Here is a 14858-nt window from a genome sequence, read left to right as displayed (position 1 = left end):
TGCCCGCGCGTGTCCGGCGCGTGCCCGCGCGTGTCCGGCGCGTGCCCCGCGCGGTGCCCAGCCCCGACGGCCGGGCGCGGGTCACAGCAGCTCGGCGGTGGCTCCGGCGCGGAGGTGGGCGTCCACCCAGGCCTGGACCGCAGCCTCGCCCGGGTCGGGGCCCAGCGTCGCGGCGAGGCCGTCGAGCGCGCCCGCGAGGCGGTGCAGCCCGACCCGCGCGAGGGCCTGCCGGGCCTCCCGCAGCCGGTCCGGATAGGCGGCGGGCAGGTGCGCGAGACCCAGGTGCGCGGCCTCGGCGAGCACCTCGCGCGTCCGCGCGACCGCCACCGTGAGGGGGTCGGCGCCCGGGCCCTCGGCCGCCCCGAGCCGGTCGGCCTCCCGATCCGGATCGGCCAGGTCCGGCACGATCGGCGGTCCGTCAGCGACGATCGCGTACGGGTCCACCACCAGCCCGCCACCACCCCGGTGAACACTTCCGGCCACGAACCTCGGAACACCGTGCCGCCCCGACAACGCCGCCAGCACCGCGTCGATCCGTCCCGGCGCGACGCCCGCGTGAGTCGCCGTCACGGTCGCCGCGACGCCGCCACCGTCCCGGATCTCCACGGTGAGCCGCTGCTCCCCGGGCGCGTAGTGGATGCCGCCGACCTCGGCGATCGCGAGAACCCGGACCAGCTCGGCCCGTACCCTCGCGCGCACCGGCCGTGGCGGCAACCCATCGATCTCCGCGGCCAGCCGGGGATACTCGGTCGTGAGAAGGGTCGGCGGCAGCCGGTCCCAGGCGCCGGCGCCGGCCGTGACAGTGGTCCGCGCCACCCGGCTGGTGGCGAGCCGCACGGCCCGGCTGGCGCTGCGCACCGCGGACTCGGTGACGACGACCCCGGCCGCGAGCGCGCCCACTGTCGATCCGCCGAGCCGGCGCCGGGCCAGCGCGGGTCCGTCGTCCTCGGCCGTCCACTCCCGCTGCGAGACGAGCACCGTCCCGGTCGCCGCCTGCGCGTGGAAGATCTCCACGATCCGCCGGTCGTCCACGGCGCTCACCCGCGCGCCGAGGCCGTCCAGCCGCACCCGGCGCAACGGGGTCTCCGCGGACTCCTCCGACCCGAGCACCCGAGCCCGCAGCCCCGCGCCGCCGCCCACGACGGCCCGAGAGAGACCCCCACCGCCGGCAGCTGCTCCGGAGACGCCCGCGACGTCGTCGACTCCGCGGCTGGCGGCGGCTACGGCGCGATGGCGGGCGAAGAGTTCGGCGAGCAGGTCGGCGAGGGTCTCCGGTGAGTAGCGGGCGCTGCGCTCGGCGTACCCGGCGAGCTGCCCGGCCAGTTCCGCGGTGGCGTCGAGCGGCCAGCGCAGACCGTCCCGTTCCAGCCGGTTGAGGTGCCCGGCGACCGCCGCCGCCAGCCCCTCGCCCGCGTGCACGGCGCCGTGCCGGAGCACGTCCGCGGCGAACTCCAGCACCGGCTCCAGACCGGTGTCCCGCCGGCTGCCGTCCCGGCCCGCTGCGGCGCCACCCACGTCGACCAGGCATTCCGCCTCGCCCGGATGCTGGACGTCGGCGGCCCGGAACGCCCAGACCGCCAGCGCGATCACGTCGTCGCGGGTGCCCGCGCGGGCGTCGGTGTGCACATAGCCCAGGTCGCGCGGCACCAGGAACCGCACCGTCGCCGACGCCAGCTCCACCACCGGAACCGTCCCCCGCCGGACCCGCGCCGAGTAGCCGGTCCGCTCGGCACGCCGCGCCACGCTGACCAGGCGGCTCCCGATCCGGGCGGTCACCTCCTCGTCGGTGAACTCACCCGGCGACCAGCTCGGACTCGATACCCCGGACTCCCCGCGCACGGTGGCCGGCGACGCGGCGGCTTCGGCCTCGGAACTGCCGGCTCCGGCCTCCCCGGACGCCGGCCCGATGCCGTCGCCGCCCGGCCCGCTGCCGCCCCTGCCCGGGCCACTCTCCGCTCGCCCCGGCGAGCTCGCGGCTCCGCCCGGACCGCTGCCGTCGCCGCCCGGCCCACTCCCGGCCCGGGTTGACGCGGCGACCGCCTGATAGGCCAGGACCGCCCCGATCACGTGCCGGCAGACGGTGGTCGCCCCGCACGAGCATCGCGCCCGATCGAGGCCACCCGCCGGCAACTCGGTCCGCACGCCGTCCCCGAACGCGGCGACCACCACCGGCCCGTCCCCGGCGGACAACGCGGGCGCGTCCCGTTCGACCTCGCGCGCCGCCCGCTTCACCAGGCCCCGGTTGGCGAGTGCCGCGAGCGCGTCCGTGTCCAGCGCCACCAGATCGGCCCGCTCCGGCAGGAGATCCGCGCTCACCGGCCCACCTTCTCCGCCACGAACTCGGCCAGCCGGCCCGGTGTCATCGCGCCCATCCACGCTCCGGCGTCCGCCAGCCGCTGCGCGCACGCCCGGTCGTAGGCCGGGTCGGCCTGCTCGTCGAGCGCGGCCAAGCCGAGCACGGTGCTGCCCTGATCCACCAGCTCACGCACGCCTCGCACCAGCGCGGCCTCCGATCCGCCCTCGAAGAAGTCGCTGACGATCGCGACGATGGCACGCCGCGGCTGTTCCACGATCTGTGCCGCGTACCGCACCGCGCGGGCGATGTCGGTGCCGCCGCCGAGCTGCGTCTTCATCAGCAGCTCGACCGGGTCGCTGACGTCCGAGGTCAGATCGACCACCTCGGTGTCGAAAGCGATCAGGTGCGTCTTCACTCCGGGCAGCCCCCACAGGCAGGACGCGGTGACCGCCGAGTGGATCACCGAGGGCAGCATCGACCCGGACTGGTCGACAAGAAGGATCACCTGCCAGGGCGTCAGATTCCTTCGGGTACGGGCCAAGAAGTACGGTGTTTCGACGGAGAGCCGCCGTTTCTCCCTGTCGTAGTGCCCGAGGTTCGCCCGGATCGTGCGCCGCGCGTCGAAGTCGCGGGCCAGCTTGAACCGGGTGGCCTGCCGCGCGCGGGCGCCGGAGAAGCTCTGCCGCACCTCGGTCGCGAGCCGTTCGACCAGGTCGCGCACCACTTTCTCGACGATGCGCCGGGCCAGCCGGAGCACCTCGGGATTCATCAGGTGCTTGGTGCGCAGCACGGCCCGCAGCAGCGCCGGGTTCGGCTCGACCCGTTCCAGCACGGCGGGGTCGGTGACGATCTCGTGGATCTCGTACCGTTCGACGGCGTCGCGTTGCAGCCGCTCGACCGTCTCTTTCGGGAAGAGCCGGACGATGTCGTCGAGCCAGTCGACGGTGGTGAGCTGGGAGCCGCCGCTGCCACCCGGCCGGCGACGGATGTCCCGGCGGTCCAGTTCCTCGTCGCGGCCGTAGAGCCAGTCCAGCGCGGCGTCCCGCCCGGCCGCCTCCCCGTCGAGGCCGCCGAGGCTACCGCCGGCCGGTTCGCCGAGGATCAGCCGCCACCGCTCGAGTCCGGGATCGATCATCGTTCCTCCCCCGCCGAAGGCGGCACATCACCCGGAAGCGGCCCGCCAACGCTAAGCGGCCCCGGAAGCGGCCCACGACCCGGAAGCGGCTCGGGGACCGGAAGCAGCCCCGCCCGCGCCAGCCTCTCCTCGACCGCCTCGTCCAGCGCCATCCCCGCCGCCACCACCTCCGGCGGCACGCTCGTCCGGAGCAGGTCGCGCCCGGAACCACCGAGCCCACGCGCCTCCAGCAGCCGTTCCGCGATGGTGGCGCGTTCCCGGGGCGGGAAGAACTCGAACGCCTGCCGCAGCGCCGGCAACGCCACCAGGAATTCCTCGGCCCCGATCCCGCCGATCAGCTCGTCGAGCACGCCGAGGATGCCGCCGGGCGCGAGGACCGATTCCCGGGCCACCGCGAACAACCCGGCCAGCCAGTCACCGGCGGCGCCGCCGGTGAACGCGCCGCGCACCGCGGGCGCCGGGTCGGACGTGTCCTCGGCGAGGGTCCGGGCCAGGCCGTAGAAGGCGCCGCGCAGGTCGGGAGGCGCGGCGCGGTCGGCCGCGATCCGCCCGGCGATCGCGATCGCCGCGGTACGGTCGACGCCCGTCACCGCCGCATGCCGGATCGCGTCGCGCACCGCAACGACCGCCCGGATCCGCCGGAGATCGGCCGGAGCCCCCGCGCCGTGCCAGCCCTCGGCGAGCCAGAGGATGCGGCGTGTCGCTCCCGCCACGACCGCGCCGAGCAGCTCGCTCCCGGCCGTCCCGAGCAGCCGGTCGTGCCGCCACAGCGCGAGCGTCACGGTGAGGACCCGGCCCAGTTCGCCGAGGTCGCGGCCGGCCGCGACGCCGCGTTCCAGCCGGGCCGGCAGGTCGCCGGCGAGTTCGGTGACGCCGCTGAGCGCCGCGTCGAAGAGCGCGTCCGCGAGCCGGCCGAGATCGTTGCCGGCCGCGTCGACCCGCTCGCTGATCCGAGCCGTCGCGGCGGACTCCAGCGTCGGGCCGTAACCGCCGGCCTCGATCAGCGCCACCAGGCGGTTCTCGTGGTCGCGGATCGTCCACTTCTCGGTCAGGACCGGGTCGACGCCGGTGGCCGGGCCGGCCGTCCGGGCGTACCCGGGAATGTCCAGGATCCGCAGCCGGTGCAGCACCCGGCTGCGTTCCCGCCCGGCCTGGTCGAGCAGGTCGATCTCGCGGTCGCCGGCGCGGTCCAGGCCGTGCCGTTCCACCTCGGCGGTGGCCGCGTGCACGAGGGGTGGCAGCGGGGTGTCCGGGTGCAGCCGGCCGACCCGGTCGCCACTGAGCGCCGCGGTCATCTCCACGACGGCCGGATGCTGACCGGCCGTGATGGTCCCGCGCACCGACCACGGCAGCGGGATGTCGAGAGCTTCGTTGATCAGGGCGGCGGCCAGGCCGTCGAGCACGTCGACCCGGGCCGGGTGGCGGTGCCCGCGCAGCCGGGAGAGCGCCTCCGCGCTGGTCCGGGCGGCGATCAGATCGGCCGTGGAGACCGGCTGGCCCCGGTCCCGCAGCCGTCCGGTGACAGCGGTCAGCAGGTAGCGGGCGGCTTCGGCCGGGCCGTCCTCCCAGAGCCGCTGGTAGTACTCCGGCGAGGGCATGCCGGACTGGTAGCCCGCGAACGCGTCGAGCCGCCGGAACGAGTAGGGCACGAGATAGCTGCCGCCGGTGGCGTCCTCGGGCAGCCGCGGGACAGCGGGCCACGGCGTGCCGGGAGCCGGCGCCGACAAAGGCGGGCCGGGAGACGGCAACGGCGGGCCGGGAGCCGGCGCCGGCACCGGCGGGCCGGGGGCGGGCGCCGCGGCGAGGCGGATCAGCGCCGGCCGGTGGAAGCCGCCGACCACCGCCACGACCGGGCGCTCCCCGGCGTCGGCCACCGCCGCCCGGATCCAGGCCGCCATGTACTCCTCGCGGGCCGTGTCCGACGGCCCGGCCGCCGCCTCCCCGCGGATCAGGTCGAAATACGCGGCGAGCCGCTCCGCCAGCCCCTCTCCCGGTTCCATCTCGACCAGGTGGTCCCAGAGCGCGTCGGTGTTGTCCACCCCGAACGCCGCGCACAGCCGCTCCACCGCCTCGGCGTAGCGCTGCTCGGCGTCGGCGTACCGGTTGCTGCGGTCGGCGAACGCCTCGTGCCAGGCCGGCAGGTCGATGAAGCGCAGCTCCGCCCCGGCCGCCCGCCCGGCGGTCAGCGCCACCCACTCCGGCGAGTACCCGCAGAACGGCGCCCACGACCCGTGCCGCCGGGCGTCGTCGGCGTAACTGGTGTAGACCGCCACCGGCAGCTCGTGCCCGAGCAGCAGCTCGCCGATCCGGTCGTTCATGTCGGCCGGTCCCTCGATCAGCACGTACGCCGGCCGGAGCGCGGCGATCGTCTCGCCGACCAGGCGGGCGCAGGCCGGGCTGTGGTGCCGGACCCCGAGGACGGTGAGGCTCATCCGCCCGGCAGTTCCCGGCGCGCGTCCCGCAGTTCCCGCCACTGCCGGCCGGTGCGCCACGAGGTGTGCTGTTCGAGGTAGCGCCGCAGCTTGGCCAGGTCGTCCGCGTTGTCCTTGGCGGCCGTGCCGGCGAGGCAGGAGACCAGGTCGGCGGCCGAGCCGGGCGTGCCGTGCAGGAACCAGCCGCGCAGGCCGACCGCGTGTGCCACCGACACCGCCTCGGCGGTGCTCATCACCGCGGAGAGCCGCTCCATCTCGTCGCCTCGCGCGGTCCGCCCGGTCCGCAGCTCGCGGAACGTGGTGACGAGCACCTCCAGGACGTCCCGCCTCGGCGGCGCGGTGACCCCGGAGCGGCGCAGCAGCTCGGTCGCCTCGGACTCCACCAGGGACAGCTCGGTGTCGAAGTCGGCGATCGGGAAGACCGTCTCGAAGTTGAAGCGCCGTTTCAGCGCCGAGCTCATGTCGTTGACGCCCCGGTCCCGGGTGTTCGCGGTGGCGATGATGTTGAAGCCGTCCCGGGCGAACACCATGCCGGCGTCGCCGGGCAGCTCCGGCACCGCCATCACCCGGTCGGAGAGTGGCGAGAGCAGGCAGTCCTGCACCTCCAGCGGGCACCGGGTGATCTCCTCGAACCGCACGGTCCGGCCCTGTGCCATGCCGCGCAGCAGCGGCGCCGGCACCAGCGACCGCTCGGTCGGGCCCTCGGAGACCAGCAGCGCGTAGTTCCACGAGTACTTGATCTGGTCCTCGGTGGTGGCCGCGCCGCCCTGGATGGTCAGCGTCGAGTCCCCGCTCACCGCGGCCGCGAGCAGCTCGGAGAGCAGCGATTTCGCGGTGCCGGGCTCGCCGACGAGCAGCAGGCCGCGGCTGGTCGCGAGGCTGACCAGGGCCCGGTCGATCAGCGACGGGTCGCCGACGAACTTACGGGCGATGCCGAGTTTCTCGTCGCCGACGATGAACGCCCGGGCGGCCCGCAGGCTGAGCGCCCAGCCGGGCGGTTTCGGCGCGTCGTCGCCGGCGCGCAGCCGGGCCAGCTCGTCGGCGTAACGCACCTCGGCCGGCGGCCGCTGGGCACGGCCCGCCGAGACCTCGACGGCAGCACTCACGGAAGCACCTCGCTCAGGTCGCGCAGCGCCTCGGCCGCCACGATCGGGTCGAGCTCGCCGAGCCGGCTGCTCTCCCGCCGCTGGTAGGTGCGGTGACCGTGGCGATCGTCCAGGTAGACCTCGGTGATCTTCTGCTCGGGCAGCACGTCGAGCGCCCCGACCGCGATGCCCGGGTCGATCTCGACGACCAGGGTGAGGTCGCCCGGCACGTCCCGCTCGAACCAGCCCTGCACCCCGGCGTCCTGCGGCGCGCCGCGACGCCAGCCACGCCGTTCCAGGCCGAGCAGCGTGGTGGTCGCCGCCGGCACGCCGAGGAAGCCTCTGCCCAGACGCTCCTCGATCTGGTCCGGCGCGAGCGCCTCCACCTCGCGGCCGAGCTGCGGGAACGGCTGGAGGATCTCGTAGTCGGCGAAGACCTCGGCCCACGCCCGCGCCTCGTCGCCGAGCCGCAGCGGGTGTGCCACCGCGATCTCCTCGTCGTCGCGCAGGACCACCGTCTCGTCGGTCACGTCCGCGAACGTGCCGTCCTCGGCCAGGCGCACCCCGGCGGATTCCCCGATCCGCAGCCAGACCAGCCGCCGCACCAGGTGCCGCAGCAGCGGGTGTCCCGCGAAGTACCGCTGGAAGTCGGCCCCGCTCCACCGGCGCTGGTCCACCATCGCCCGTTCCAGGCGGCGCACCTGGTCGGCGGCGATCGCGCGGACGTCTTTCTTCAGGGCCGAGAACCGCTGGTACGCCTCCGGGGCCAGCACCGCGTCGTCCTGGGCGCCGGGTTTCGGCAGCGACGTGCGCCGCCGCCCGCCCGCGTCCGCGACGAACGGTTTCAGCTGCTCGTCGAAGCCGACCGTGAACTGCCGGCGGCCGTAGTCGAGGACCAGGCTGCCGTCGGCGTCCAGCCCGAGGTCGGGCACGAGGCGGTCGGCCAGCTCGTCGGGGCTGAGGCCGAGCGCGGCCGCCAGCTCCGCGATCTTCTCCTGGGCGCGCTCCTTGAGCCCTCGGAACTTGACCTTCTGCGAGATGCCGTGCAGGTACATCAGGGCGACGTCGGTGCCGATCTCGGCGAGCACGTCGAGGCCGGTCACCGCGCGGGCATGGCCGCCCTCACCGGGCCAGGCCCGGATCACCGGGGCGAGCCGGCGCACCGTGTCGTCGTCGCCGAGCAGACCCGTCGCGTCCAGCGCCCAGTTCTGTTTCGCCGGGTGGCCGGCCTCGCGCCACTCGGTGAACAGCGCCCAGGCGAACGCGGCGAGATCGGCCGGCTCGCACTCGGCGCGCACCAGGTCCACCCCGGGGTACGCCTCGCCGAGCCGGGACATCGCCAGCATGGTCAGCAGGTGACCCACCGCGCTCGGCGGCAGCGTGCCCCGGCCGCCGGTGAGCCGGATCGGGGGCAGCAGCGCCGGGTTGGCCCACTCCGGCACGTCGGGGAGGGCCTTGGGGAGGATCGTCAGCGGATCGACCGCCAGGATCTCCTCGACCGACGCGACGGCCTCCGGACCGAACCCCCCGGCGGCCGCGCGCACCTCGTCGGCGTGACAGGCGGCAGCCAGCGCGCGCAGAGCGTCCTCCGCGCCGGCGCGCGCGGCGCCGGCCTTACCGGCGACCGGGCCCACCGCGACCGGGATCAGCGCCCGGGCCGCCGCGGCGGCGTGCCGGGCCAGCCAGGTCGTGGCGATCTTGCGCACCGACCGGAGGCGCCGGCGCCAGTCCGCCATCAGCAGCGCGACCTCGGGTGACTCGACCGGGGCCAGGAGCGGCGCGACGGTGACCGGGGCGCGTCGCGCGCAGTCGGCCAGCGCCGGGACGGCCGCCGCGCCGTAGCGCGCGAGGAGGGCCGGGCCCCACTCGCCGATGTCCCAGACGTCGGCGGGCCGCCAGCGCTCGATCAGCGGCAGGGTGAGCTCGTCGCCGGCCATCAGGAAGAAGTAGATCTCGTCCCACCGGCTGACCTGGGCGGTGCCGAACTGGCGGGCGACGAGGGCGAAGTCGCGCGAGCCGTGCCAGTGGGTCCAGCTGCTCCGCCCCCAGGCCTCCCGCTCGCGCGGCGCCCAGACGACCCGCACCGTGTCGTCCGTGGTGAGACCCGCGACGACGAGCGGCTTTCGCGTGACACGGGTGACCCAGGGCGGATCGGTGAGCACGCCGGGCAGATCGGCCGGGTCGGCGCTGTCCGCGGTGGCCGCGCCGAGCGAGCCGAGGACCGCGTCGAGACGCTCCGCGGCCGGACCCGTGAGCTCCGGGCGGACCTCCGCGGCGAGATCCAGCCGGCTGACCACGTGACCGCGCAGCAGGCGGGTCGCGGCCGGCCGGCCGGAGGCGGCGAGCACCCGCAGCGCCCGGGCCGGGTGCTGGGCGGCCACCTCGGCGACCGCGCCGGCCACGTGCGGCCGGTCGAGCCGGTCGACGAGCGCGGTGAACGCCTCGTCGGTGCCGATCGCGGCGAGCACGCCGAGCAGTTTCCGCTGCCCGTCGGCGGTGCCGTGGTCGTCGAGCCAGTGGGTGAGCGCCGGCACCGACGCGTCGCCGACACCGGCGGCGAACGTGTAGAGCAGCTGCGGCTCGTGTGCCAGCTGCCAGGCGCTCGTCTCCTCGGCGAGGCGCCGGGCGAGCTCGCCGTCGGTGACGACGGTGAGCAGCAGCAGCTTGACGGCCGCCCGGTCGGGCCGCCCGAGCACCTGCCCGATGATCTCGTGGGCCCAGGCGGTCTCGTCGGGAGCCAGCACCGAGATCACCGCGCGCTGCGGCAGCGACGCGCCGCGGACCGCCGCGAGGGCCGCGACGACCTCCGCATAGTCCGCCGGGGGCGCGGCCGCGACGGCCCGGCGCAGCCGGTAAGCGATCGTGACCGCGAGGTTCGTCGAATAGCCCGTCGCGTCCCGGTCCGGCGCGCCGTGGGTGATCGGGCGGCCGACCCCGAAATCGCCCGGGTGCAGCGCCGCGAGCTCGGCCGTCGCGGCGGCCGCGAAGGCGAGGCCGTGCCGCTCCCGCCAGTAGTCGCCGAACGCTTCGGCCTCGTCCAGCCGGGACCAGTCGAGCAGGCCGGAGATCGCCTGGACCACGGCGGCCGCCCCGAGCGGTGACGCCGCGGGGCCCTCCGCCAGGTAGGCCCGGCCCGCCTCGGACACCTCGCCGGGAGTGTCGCGGTGCCCGAACGAGGAGAGCACGTCACCGTGGAACGCGGTGATCAGCTCGGTGGCGTGCTGGACCCGCACCCCCTGGACCTCGGGCATCGGCGGGGCATCGGCCCGGCGTGGCAGCACGAACCGGCGCCACCCGGACGGGATCGCGAACGAGAGCATGGCCGGAACCCTAGCGAGGCCCACCGACAAAAACCGAAGCCATCGACACCCGTGGACACCTGCTCCGATGTGGACCCGAGTGGTTCCCGAGCCCGGTGCGGGCCGCGCAGGCGGCCGGCCCGCACCGGTGCTTGCGGTGCCGCCCCACGGTGTGAAAACCTTTCCGGGCGAGCTACGGATCTACCGTGCTCCCCGAGTGCTCGAGAGAGTGAAGCCTGTGATCGCCGCCCGGCCGAACGGCCGCCGCTGACGGTTCCGTCCGCCTGCGGTGGTCCCACGTTTCCGCAGACGTCGTCACTTCCTCTTTCGAAAAGGTCACTCCCATCATGGATCTGCGCATCCAGCGCTCCGTCGTGTCCAACCTGCGTACCCGTCCGCAGGCCGTCGAGGTCGGCCCGTTCGTGGCCGGGCTGGACTCGGGAACCGACAGTCCCTTCGTCAACTACGCGACGCCGCAGCCCGGCGCCGCCATCACCGCGGCCGATGTCAAGGCGCTGATCGAGACGTTCGAGCAGGCCGGCCGCAAACCCCGCCTGGAGTACGTGACGAGCAGCGCTCCCGCCCTGGAGGGTCTCCTGCTGTCGGCCGGTTTCACGGTCGAGGCCCGGCAGGAGTATCTGATCTGCACGCCGGAGACGCTGAACGCTCCGCCCGTACCCTCGGATCTGGTTCTGGCGGAAGCAGGCACGGACCTGGACCGGGCCGATCTGGCCGCGGCGACGAATGAGGCGTTCGGCGCGGCGCCGCAGGCGTCCGACGCCGATGTCGCCCGGATCCGCCGCACTCAGGACGGCGGCGGAATCGCCCTGCTCGCGCGCGCCGCCGACGGTGAACGCGCGGGTGGCGGGCAGGCGATGACACCGCAGGACAGGCTCAGTGAGATCGGCGGCATCGGGGTCCGGGAGCCGTTCCGGCGGCGTGGCCTGGGCGGCGCGATCACCGCGGAGATCGCCCGGCTGCTGTTCGGGCGAGGCGTGGAGATCGCCTGGCTGGAGGCGGGCGGCGAGGACTCCTGGCGGGTCTACGAGCGGGTCGGTTTCGCCCCGGCCGGGCGCCGGCTCTACATCTCCCGGTGAGCATGCCGCGCCGGTGTGCTCCGGTGCGCCGGCGCGGCTACCGTTGCGGTCATGCGGCAGGTCTACGCGCACCAGGCGGTTCTGGTTCCGGCTCCGGAGGAGTCCGCGGTCGCCGCGGCGCTCGCCGGCCACGAGGTCGTCGTCCGCCTGCGCGGTGACCGGCTGCGCCTGCTGTTCGCGGCCGAGCCGCACCGGGTGGACCGGGTCCGGTCGCTGATCGACGAGGCCCTCGCCACCGGTGGCTGGGAGCTGATCTCCTCGGGGTGCACGCGCGTGGACCCCGAGGAGCGCCCGGAGGCTCGCCGGCTACTCCGGGCAAACCGCCCGTAATCGGAGTAATCTTCGGCTCATGCTGCTCACCGTCGTCGCCGACTACGGCACCGGAGACCTCGCCTTCGCCGAGGTCCGCCAGCACATCGCCCTGCTGCTGCCCGCGGCCGAGGTCATCACGGTGCCGGTGCCGGCGTTCGACACGGTCGCCGCCGGCTTCTGCGTGGCTCAGCTCGCCCTCGGCGAGGGTCCATCCGACCGGATCGTGTACGCGAACGTCGCGCCCCGCCGCGACCGGGACGAGCCTCGGGCGAACAACGCCGGGGAACGCCTCGCTGCCGCCCGCCTCGACTCGGGCGTGCTCGTCGTCGGCGTGAACGCGGGCGCCAGCCTCTCCTTCCTGGCCGCCGAGGGTGTCGCGATCCGCGCGGTGCGGGTCGCCGACCACGGCTCCCAGTTCCGCTCGCGGGACGTGTTCCCGGCCGCGCTCGCGGCCCTGGCCGGCGGCGACGACAGCCTGCTCGGCGAGGAGCTGCCGGTCGGGCCGCCACCCAAACAAGCGGTGGCGTACACCGACGGTTACGGCAACATCAAGACCACCTGGGACGCGGCACCGGCCCCGGCCGGCACGTCCGTCCGGGTGCGGATCGGCGAGGCCGAGGCGTCCGCCACGATCAGCGACGGCGTCTTCGAGGTCCCGGCCGGCACGATGTCGTTCGCCCCGGGCAGCTCGGGCTGGCACGGCCGCTCGTTCCACGAGCTCCTCTCCCGCGGCGACAGCGCCGCGCAGATCTTCGGCCACCCGCGGGCCGGCACCCCGGTCGAGATCGTCGGCGGCGACCCCCGCTGGGACTGATTTCGTACAGTGCGGGTCATGCTGGCACGAATCCTGCGTGACCTCACTCTGAGCGACCTCACCTGGGGCGGCGGGCCGCTCGCGCTCGCGATCCTCGCCTTCGTCCGGGCGGCCCTGGCCGGCGAGCCGTTCGAACGCTGGGCCTGGATCGCCTGTGGCGTGATCATGCTGGTGATCTGCGTCGCCTACCTGGCCTGGGTGTGGCGCCTGCGATCCCGCCTGGCCGGAACCGGCCGGCCGGACGCCGGCTGATCAGCACGGGGGGCCGCCTGCGGCACCGCCTCCACGATCTCCCACCCCGGGCCGCTCCCACCGGCCGCTCGGGCTCATCTCGCGTCCGGCCTCAGCGGCGTGCTGCCGCGGCCGTGCGCCCGGCCGCTGAGTTCGGCGTCCAGGGTCTCCTGGGCGATCCGCATGCCGTCCGCGTAGGCCGGCTCGGCGAGGCGCCGCCAGATCTCGTCCTCGGCGACCTCCTCGAGAGGGCTCACCACCCACCAGATGGTGCCGAACGGGTCACGGATCCGGCCACCCCGATTGCCGAACGCGTCGTTCGCGACCTCGGTGACCACCCGCGCGCCGGCGGCCGTGGCACGGGCGAAGACCGCGTCGGCGTCGGGGACGAAGACCCGGAGCAGGCTCGGCGTCACCGGCCAATCGGGGCGCCTGTCGAAGGCCAGGACCACCGTGTCACCCACGCGGATCTCGCCGTGACCGATCAAACCGTCCGCGGTGCGAACCCGTGCCAGTTCCTCACCGGCGAAGACCTCGGTCACGAAGTCGAGGAAGGCGCCGGTGTCGTCGGTGACCACCCATGGCGCGACGGTGGTGTAGCCGGTCGGTGTCGTCATGCGGGCGACGCTACGCGAGAATCAGGACAGTTCATGGCCGCAATTCCTAGGAATAGACTGCCGCCTATGGATAGACGTACCGTTCTCTCCCTGTCGGCCTCCGCCGTCGCCGCACCCCTGGCGATCCCGGCGGCCGCCCACGCCGCCGGGCCACCGGCCCGGACGCCCGATGCCCGCCTCCGCGCGATTCTGCGGGAGATCGACCCGAAGCGGATCGAGGCGACCGTCCGCCGGCTCGCCGCCTTCGGCACCCGGCACACCCTCTCGTCCCAGACCGACCCGGTGCGCGGCATCGGCGCCGCCCGCGACTGGATCTTCGATCAACTGCAGGGGTACGCGTCGAGGTCCGCCGGACGGATGACAGTGGAACTCCAGTCGTTCGTCCAGCCGGTCTCCCCCCGGATCCCGGCGCCCACCACGATCACCAACGTGATCGCCACCCTGCGCGGCAGCGTCACGCCGGAGCGGATCTACGTGGTGACCGGTCACTACGACTCGCGCGCCTCCGACGTCATGGACGCCGAGAGCGACGCGCCCGGCGCCGACGACGACGCCTCGGGCGTCGCCGTGATCATGGAGCTGGCCCGGGTCCTCGCCACGGCTGAGTCCGAGGCGACGCTGGTCTTCGCCGCTGTCGCCGGCGAGGAGCAGGGACTGTACGGCTCCGACCACATGGCACAGGCCTACAAGGAGGCGAACGCCGACGTCCAGGCCATGTTCAGCAACGACATCGTCGGCACCGGCGACGCCCACGACGGCACCCGCCCCGCCAACCGGTCGGTCAGGCTGTTCGTGGAGGGTGTGCCGTCCTCGGAGACGCCTGCCCAGGCGAACACCCGCCGGAGCGTCGGCGGGGAGAACGACGGTCCGTCCCGGCAGCTGGGCCGGTTCGTCGACGACGTCGCGCCGGAGGGCATGGACGTGCGCGTCATCTGGCGCCGCGACCGCTACCTGCGCGGCAGCGACCACATCTCGTTCCTGCTCCGCGGCTATCCGGCCGGGCGCTTCACCGAGCCGCGGGAGAACTTCGCGCACGAGCACCAGGACGTGCGGGTGGAGAACGGCGTCCAGTACGGCGACCTGGTCGAGTTCTGCGACTTCGACTACATCGCCCGGGTGGCCCGGGTGAACGCCGCCGCCCTGTGGAGCCTCGCCCAGGCGCCGGGCACCCCGCGCGGCGTCGTCATCGACACCACCCGGCTGACCAACGAGACCACGCTGCGCTGGCAGCTCGGCGCCGAGCCGGACCTCGCGGGTTACGAGGTGGTCTGGCGGGAGACCACGGCCCCGGACTGGGAGCACGTCGTCAGGGTCGGCAAGGTGTCCGAGGTGACGATCGACATCTCCAAGGACAACGTCTTCTTCGGCGTGCGGGCGGTCGACACGTCCGGCAACCGCAGCCCGGCGGCGGCGCCGCAACCGGCAAGCTGACCGGCCCCGCGGGTGGAATTGAGGTGCGGAGCGCACCCCAATTCCACACACGCGGGTGAAGCAGGTCCAGCGTGTCGACTTCAGGTGCGGAGCGCACCCGAAGTCGACA

The 14858-nt window shown here is 74.6% G+C and carries 11 protein-coding genes; 5 read left to right on the top strand and 6 right to left on the bottom strand.

The window, feature by feature from the left end; translation table 11 throughout:
- Positions 1-81 precede the first annotated feature (81 nt).
- From AB0F72_RS07715 to AB0F72_RS07695, 5 genes are read right to left on the bottom strand one after another with little or no spacing between them, the layout of a single operon-like run.
- Complete coding sequence (locus AB0F72_RS07715) at positions 82-2316, bottom strand: hypothetical protein (protein ID WP_360426841.1); 2235 nt, start codon at positions 2314-2316, stop codon at positions 82-84.
- Positions 2313-3431: a VWA domain-containing protein gene (locus AB0F72_RS07710; RefSeq protein WP_360426837.1), complete on the bottom strand. Its 1119-nt coding sequence runs from the start codon at positions 3429-3431 to the stop codon at positions 2313-2315. Before AB0F72_RS07710 ends, AB0F72_RS07715 begins: the two co-directional genes overlap by 4 nt.
- Positions 3428-5863: a DUF5682 family protein gene (locus AB0F72_RS07705; RefSeq protein ID WP_360426834.1), complete on the bottom strand. Its 2436-nt coding sequence runs from the start codon at positions 5861-5863 to the stop codon at positions 3428-3430. The genes AB0F72_RS07710 and AB0F72_RS07705 overlap by 4 nt, the downstream gene beginning before the upstream one ends.
- Positions 5860-6969, bottom strand: coding sequence for an AAA family ATPase (locus AB0F72_RS07700; RefSeq protein ID WP_360426831.1), 1110 nt, complete (start codon positions 6967-6969; stop codon positions 5860-5862). The genes AB0F72_RS07705 and AB0F72_RS07700 overlap by 4 nt, the downstream gene beginning before the upstream one ends.
- Entirely contained in the window at positions 6966-10268 is a 3303-nt protein-coding gene (locus AB0F72_RS07695; RefSeq protein ID WP_360426828.1) for a DUF4132 domain-containing protein, read from the bottom strand. Before AB0F72_RS07695 ends, AB0F72_RS07700 begins: the two co-directional genes overlap by 4 nt.
- 326 nt (positions 10269-10594) lie before the next feature.
- Here AB0F72_RS07695 and AB0F72_RS07690 point away from each other — a divergent pair, with 326 nt between their 5' ends.
- The 4 genes from AB0F72_RS07690 to AB0F72_RS07675 are packed head-to-tail and all read left to right on the top strand — an operon-like array spanning position 10595 to position 12722.
- Positions 10595-11344, top strand: coding sequence for a GNAT family N-acetyltransferase (locus AB0F72_RS07690; protein ID WP_360426825.1), 750 nt, complete (start codon positions 10595-10597; stop codon positions 11342-11344).
- Positions 11345-11395: 51 nt separating this feature from the next.
- Entirely contained in the window at positions 11396-11674 is a 279-nt protein-coding gene (locus tag AB0F72_RS07685) for a hypothetical protein (protein WP_360426822.1), read from the top strand.
- Between the two features lie 19 nt (positions 11675-11693).
- Complete coding sequence (locus tag AB0F72_RS07680; protein ID WP_360426819.1) at positions 11694-12470, top strand: hypothetical protein; 777 nt, start codon at positions 11694-11696, stop codon at positions 12468-12470.
- A gap of 18 nt (positions 12471-12488) precedes the next feature.
- Positions 12489-12722, top strand: a complete 234-nt coding sequence (locus AB0F72_RS07675) for a hypothetical protein (RefSeq protein ID WP_360426816.1) — start codon at positions 12489-12491, stop codon at positions 12720-12722.
- A gap of 74 nt (positions 12723-12796) precedes the next feature.
- Here AB0F72_RS07675 and AB0F72_RS07670 read toward each other — a convergent pair whose 3' ends face one another.
- A complete protein-coding gene (locus AB0F72_RS07670; RefSeq protein WP_360426813.1) occupies positions 12797-13318 on the bottom strand; it encodes a VOC family protein in 522 nt (173 codons plus the stop codon).
- A 66-nt stretch (positions 13319-13384) separates the two neighbouring features.
- Here AB0F72_RS07670 and AB0F72_RS07665 point away from each other — a divergent pair, with 66 nt between their 5' ends.
- Positions 13385-14749, top strand: a complete 1365-nt coding sequence (locus AB0F72_RS07665; protein ID WP_360426810.1) for a M20/M25/M40 family metallo-hydrolase — start codon at positions 13385-13387, stop codon at positions 14747-14749.
- The last annotated feature ends 109 nt before the right edge of the window (positions 14750-14858 follow it).

The organism is Actinoplanes sp. NPDC023936 (assembly GCF_040639325.1).
In the GTDB taxonomy this organism is placed as follows: domain Bacteria; phylum Actinomycetota; class Actinomycetes; order Mycobacteriales; family Micromonosporaceae; genus Actinoplanes.
Note: the sequence above shows the minus strand (reverse complement) of the source record. Positions and strands in the feature narration are given on the sequence as shown.

Coding starts and splice junctions, on each gene's coding strand:
- AB0F72_RS07710 (WP_360426837.1), bottom strand. CDS start 3,431: ATGATCGATCCCGGACTCGAGCGGTGGCGGCTGATCCTCGGCGAACCG.
- AB0F72_RS07705 (WP_360426834.1), bottom strand. CDS start 5,863: ATGAGCCTCACCGTCCTCGGGGTCCGGCACCACAGCCCGGCCTGCGCC.
- AB0F72_RS07695 (WP_360426828.1), bottom strand. CDS start 10,268: ATGCTCTCGTTCGCGATCCCGTCCGGGTGGCGCCGGTTCGTGCTGCCA.
- AB0F72_RS07690 (WP_360426825.1), top strand. CDS start 10,595: ATGGATCTGCGCATCCAGCGCTCCGTCGTGTCCAACCTGCGTACCCGT.
- AB0F72_RS07685 (WP_360426822.1), top strand. CDS start 11,396: ATGCGGCAGGTCTACGCGCACCAGGCGGTTCTGGTTCCGGCTCCGGAG.
- AB0F72_RS07680 (WP_360426819.1), top strand. CDS start 11,694: ATGCTGCTCACCGTCGTCGCCGACTACGGCACCGGAGACCTCGCCTTC.
- AB0F72_RS07675 (WP_360426816.1), top strand. CDS start 12,489: ATGCTGGCACGAATCCTGCGTGACCTCACTCTGAGCGACCTCACCTGG.
- AB0F72_RS07670 (WP_360426813.1), bottom strand. CDS start 13,318: ATGACGACACCGACCGGCTACACCACCGTCGCGCCATGGGTGGTCACC.
- AB0F72_RS07665 (WP_360426810.1), top strand. CDS start 13,385: ATGGATAGACGTACCGTTCTCTCCCTGTCGGCCTCCGCCGTCGCCGCA.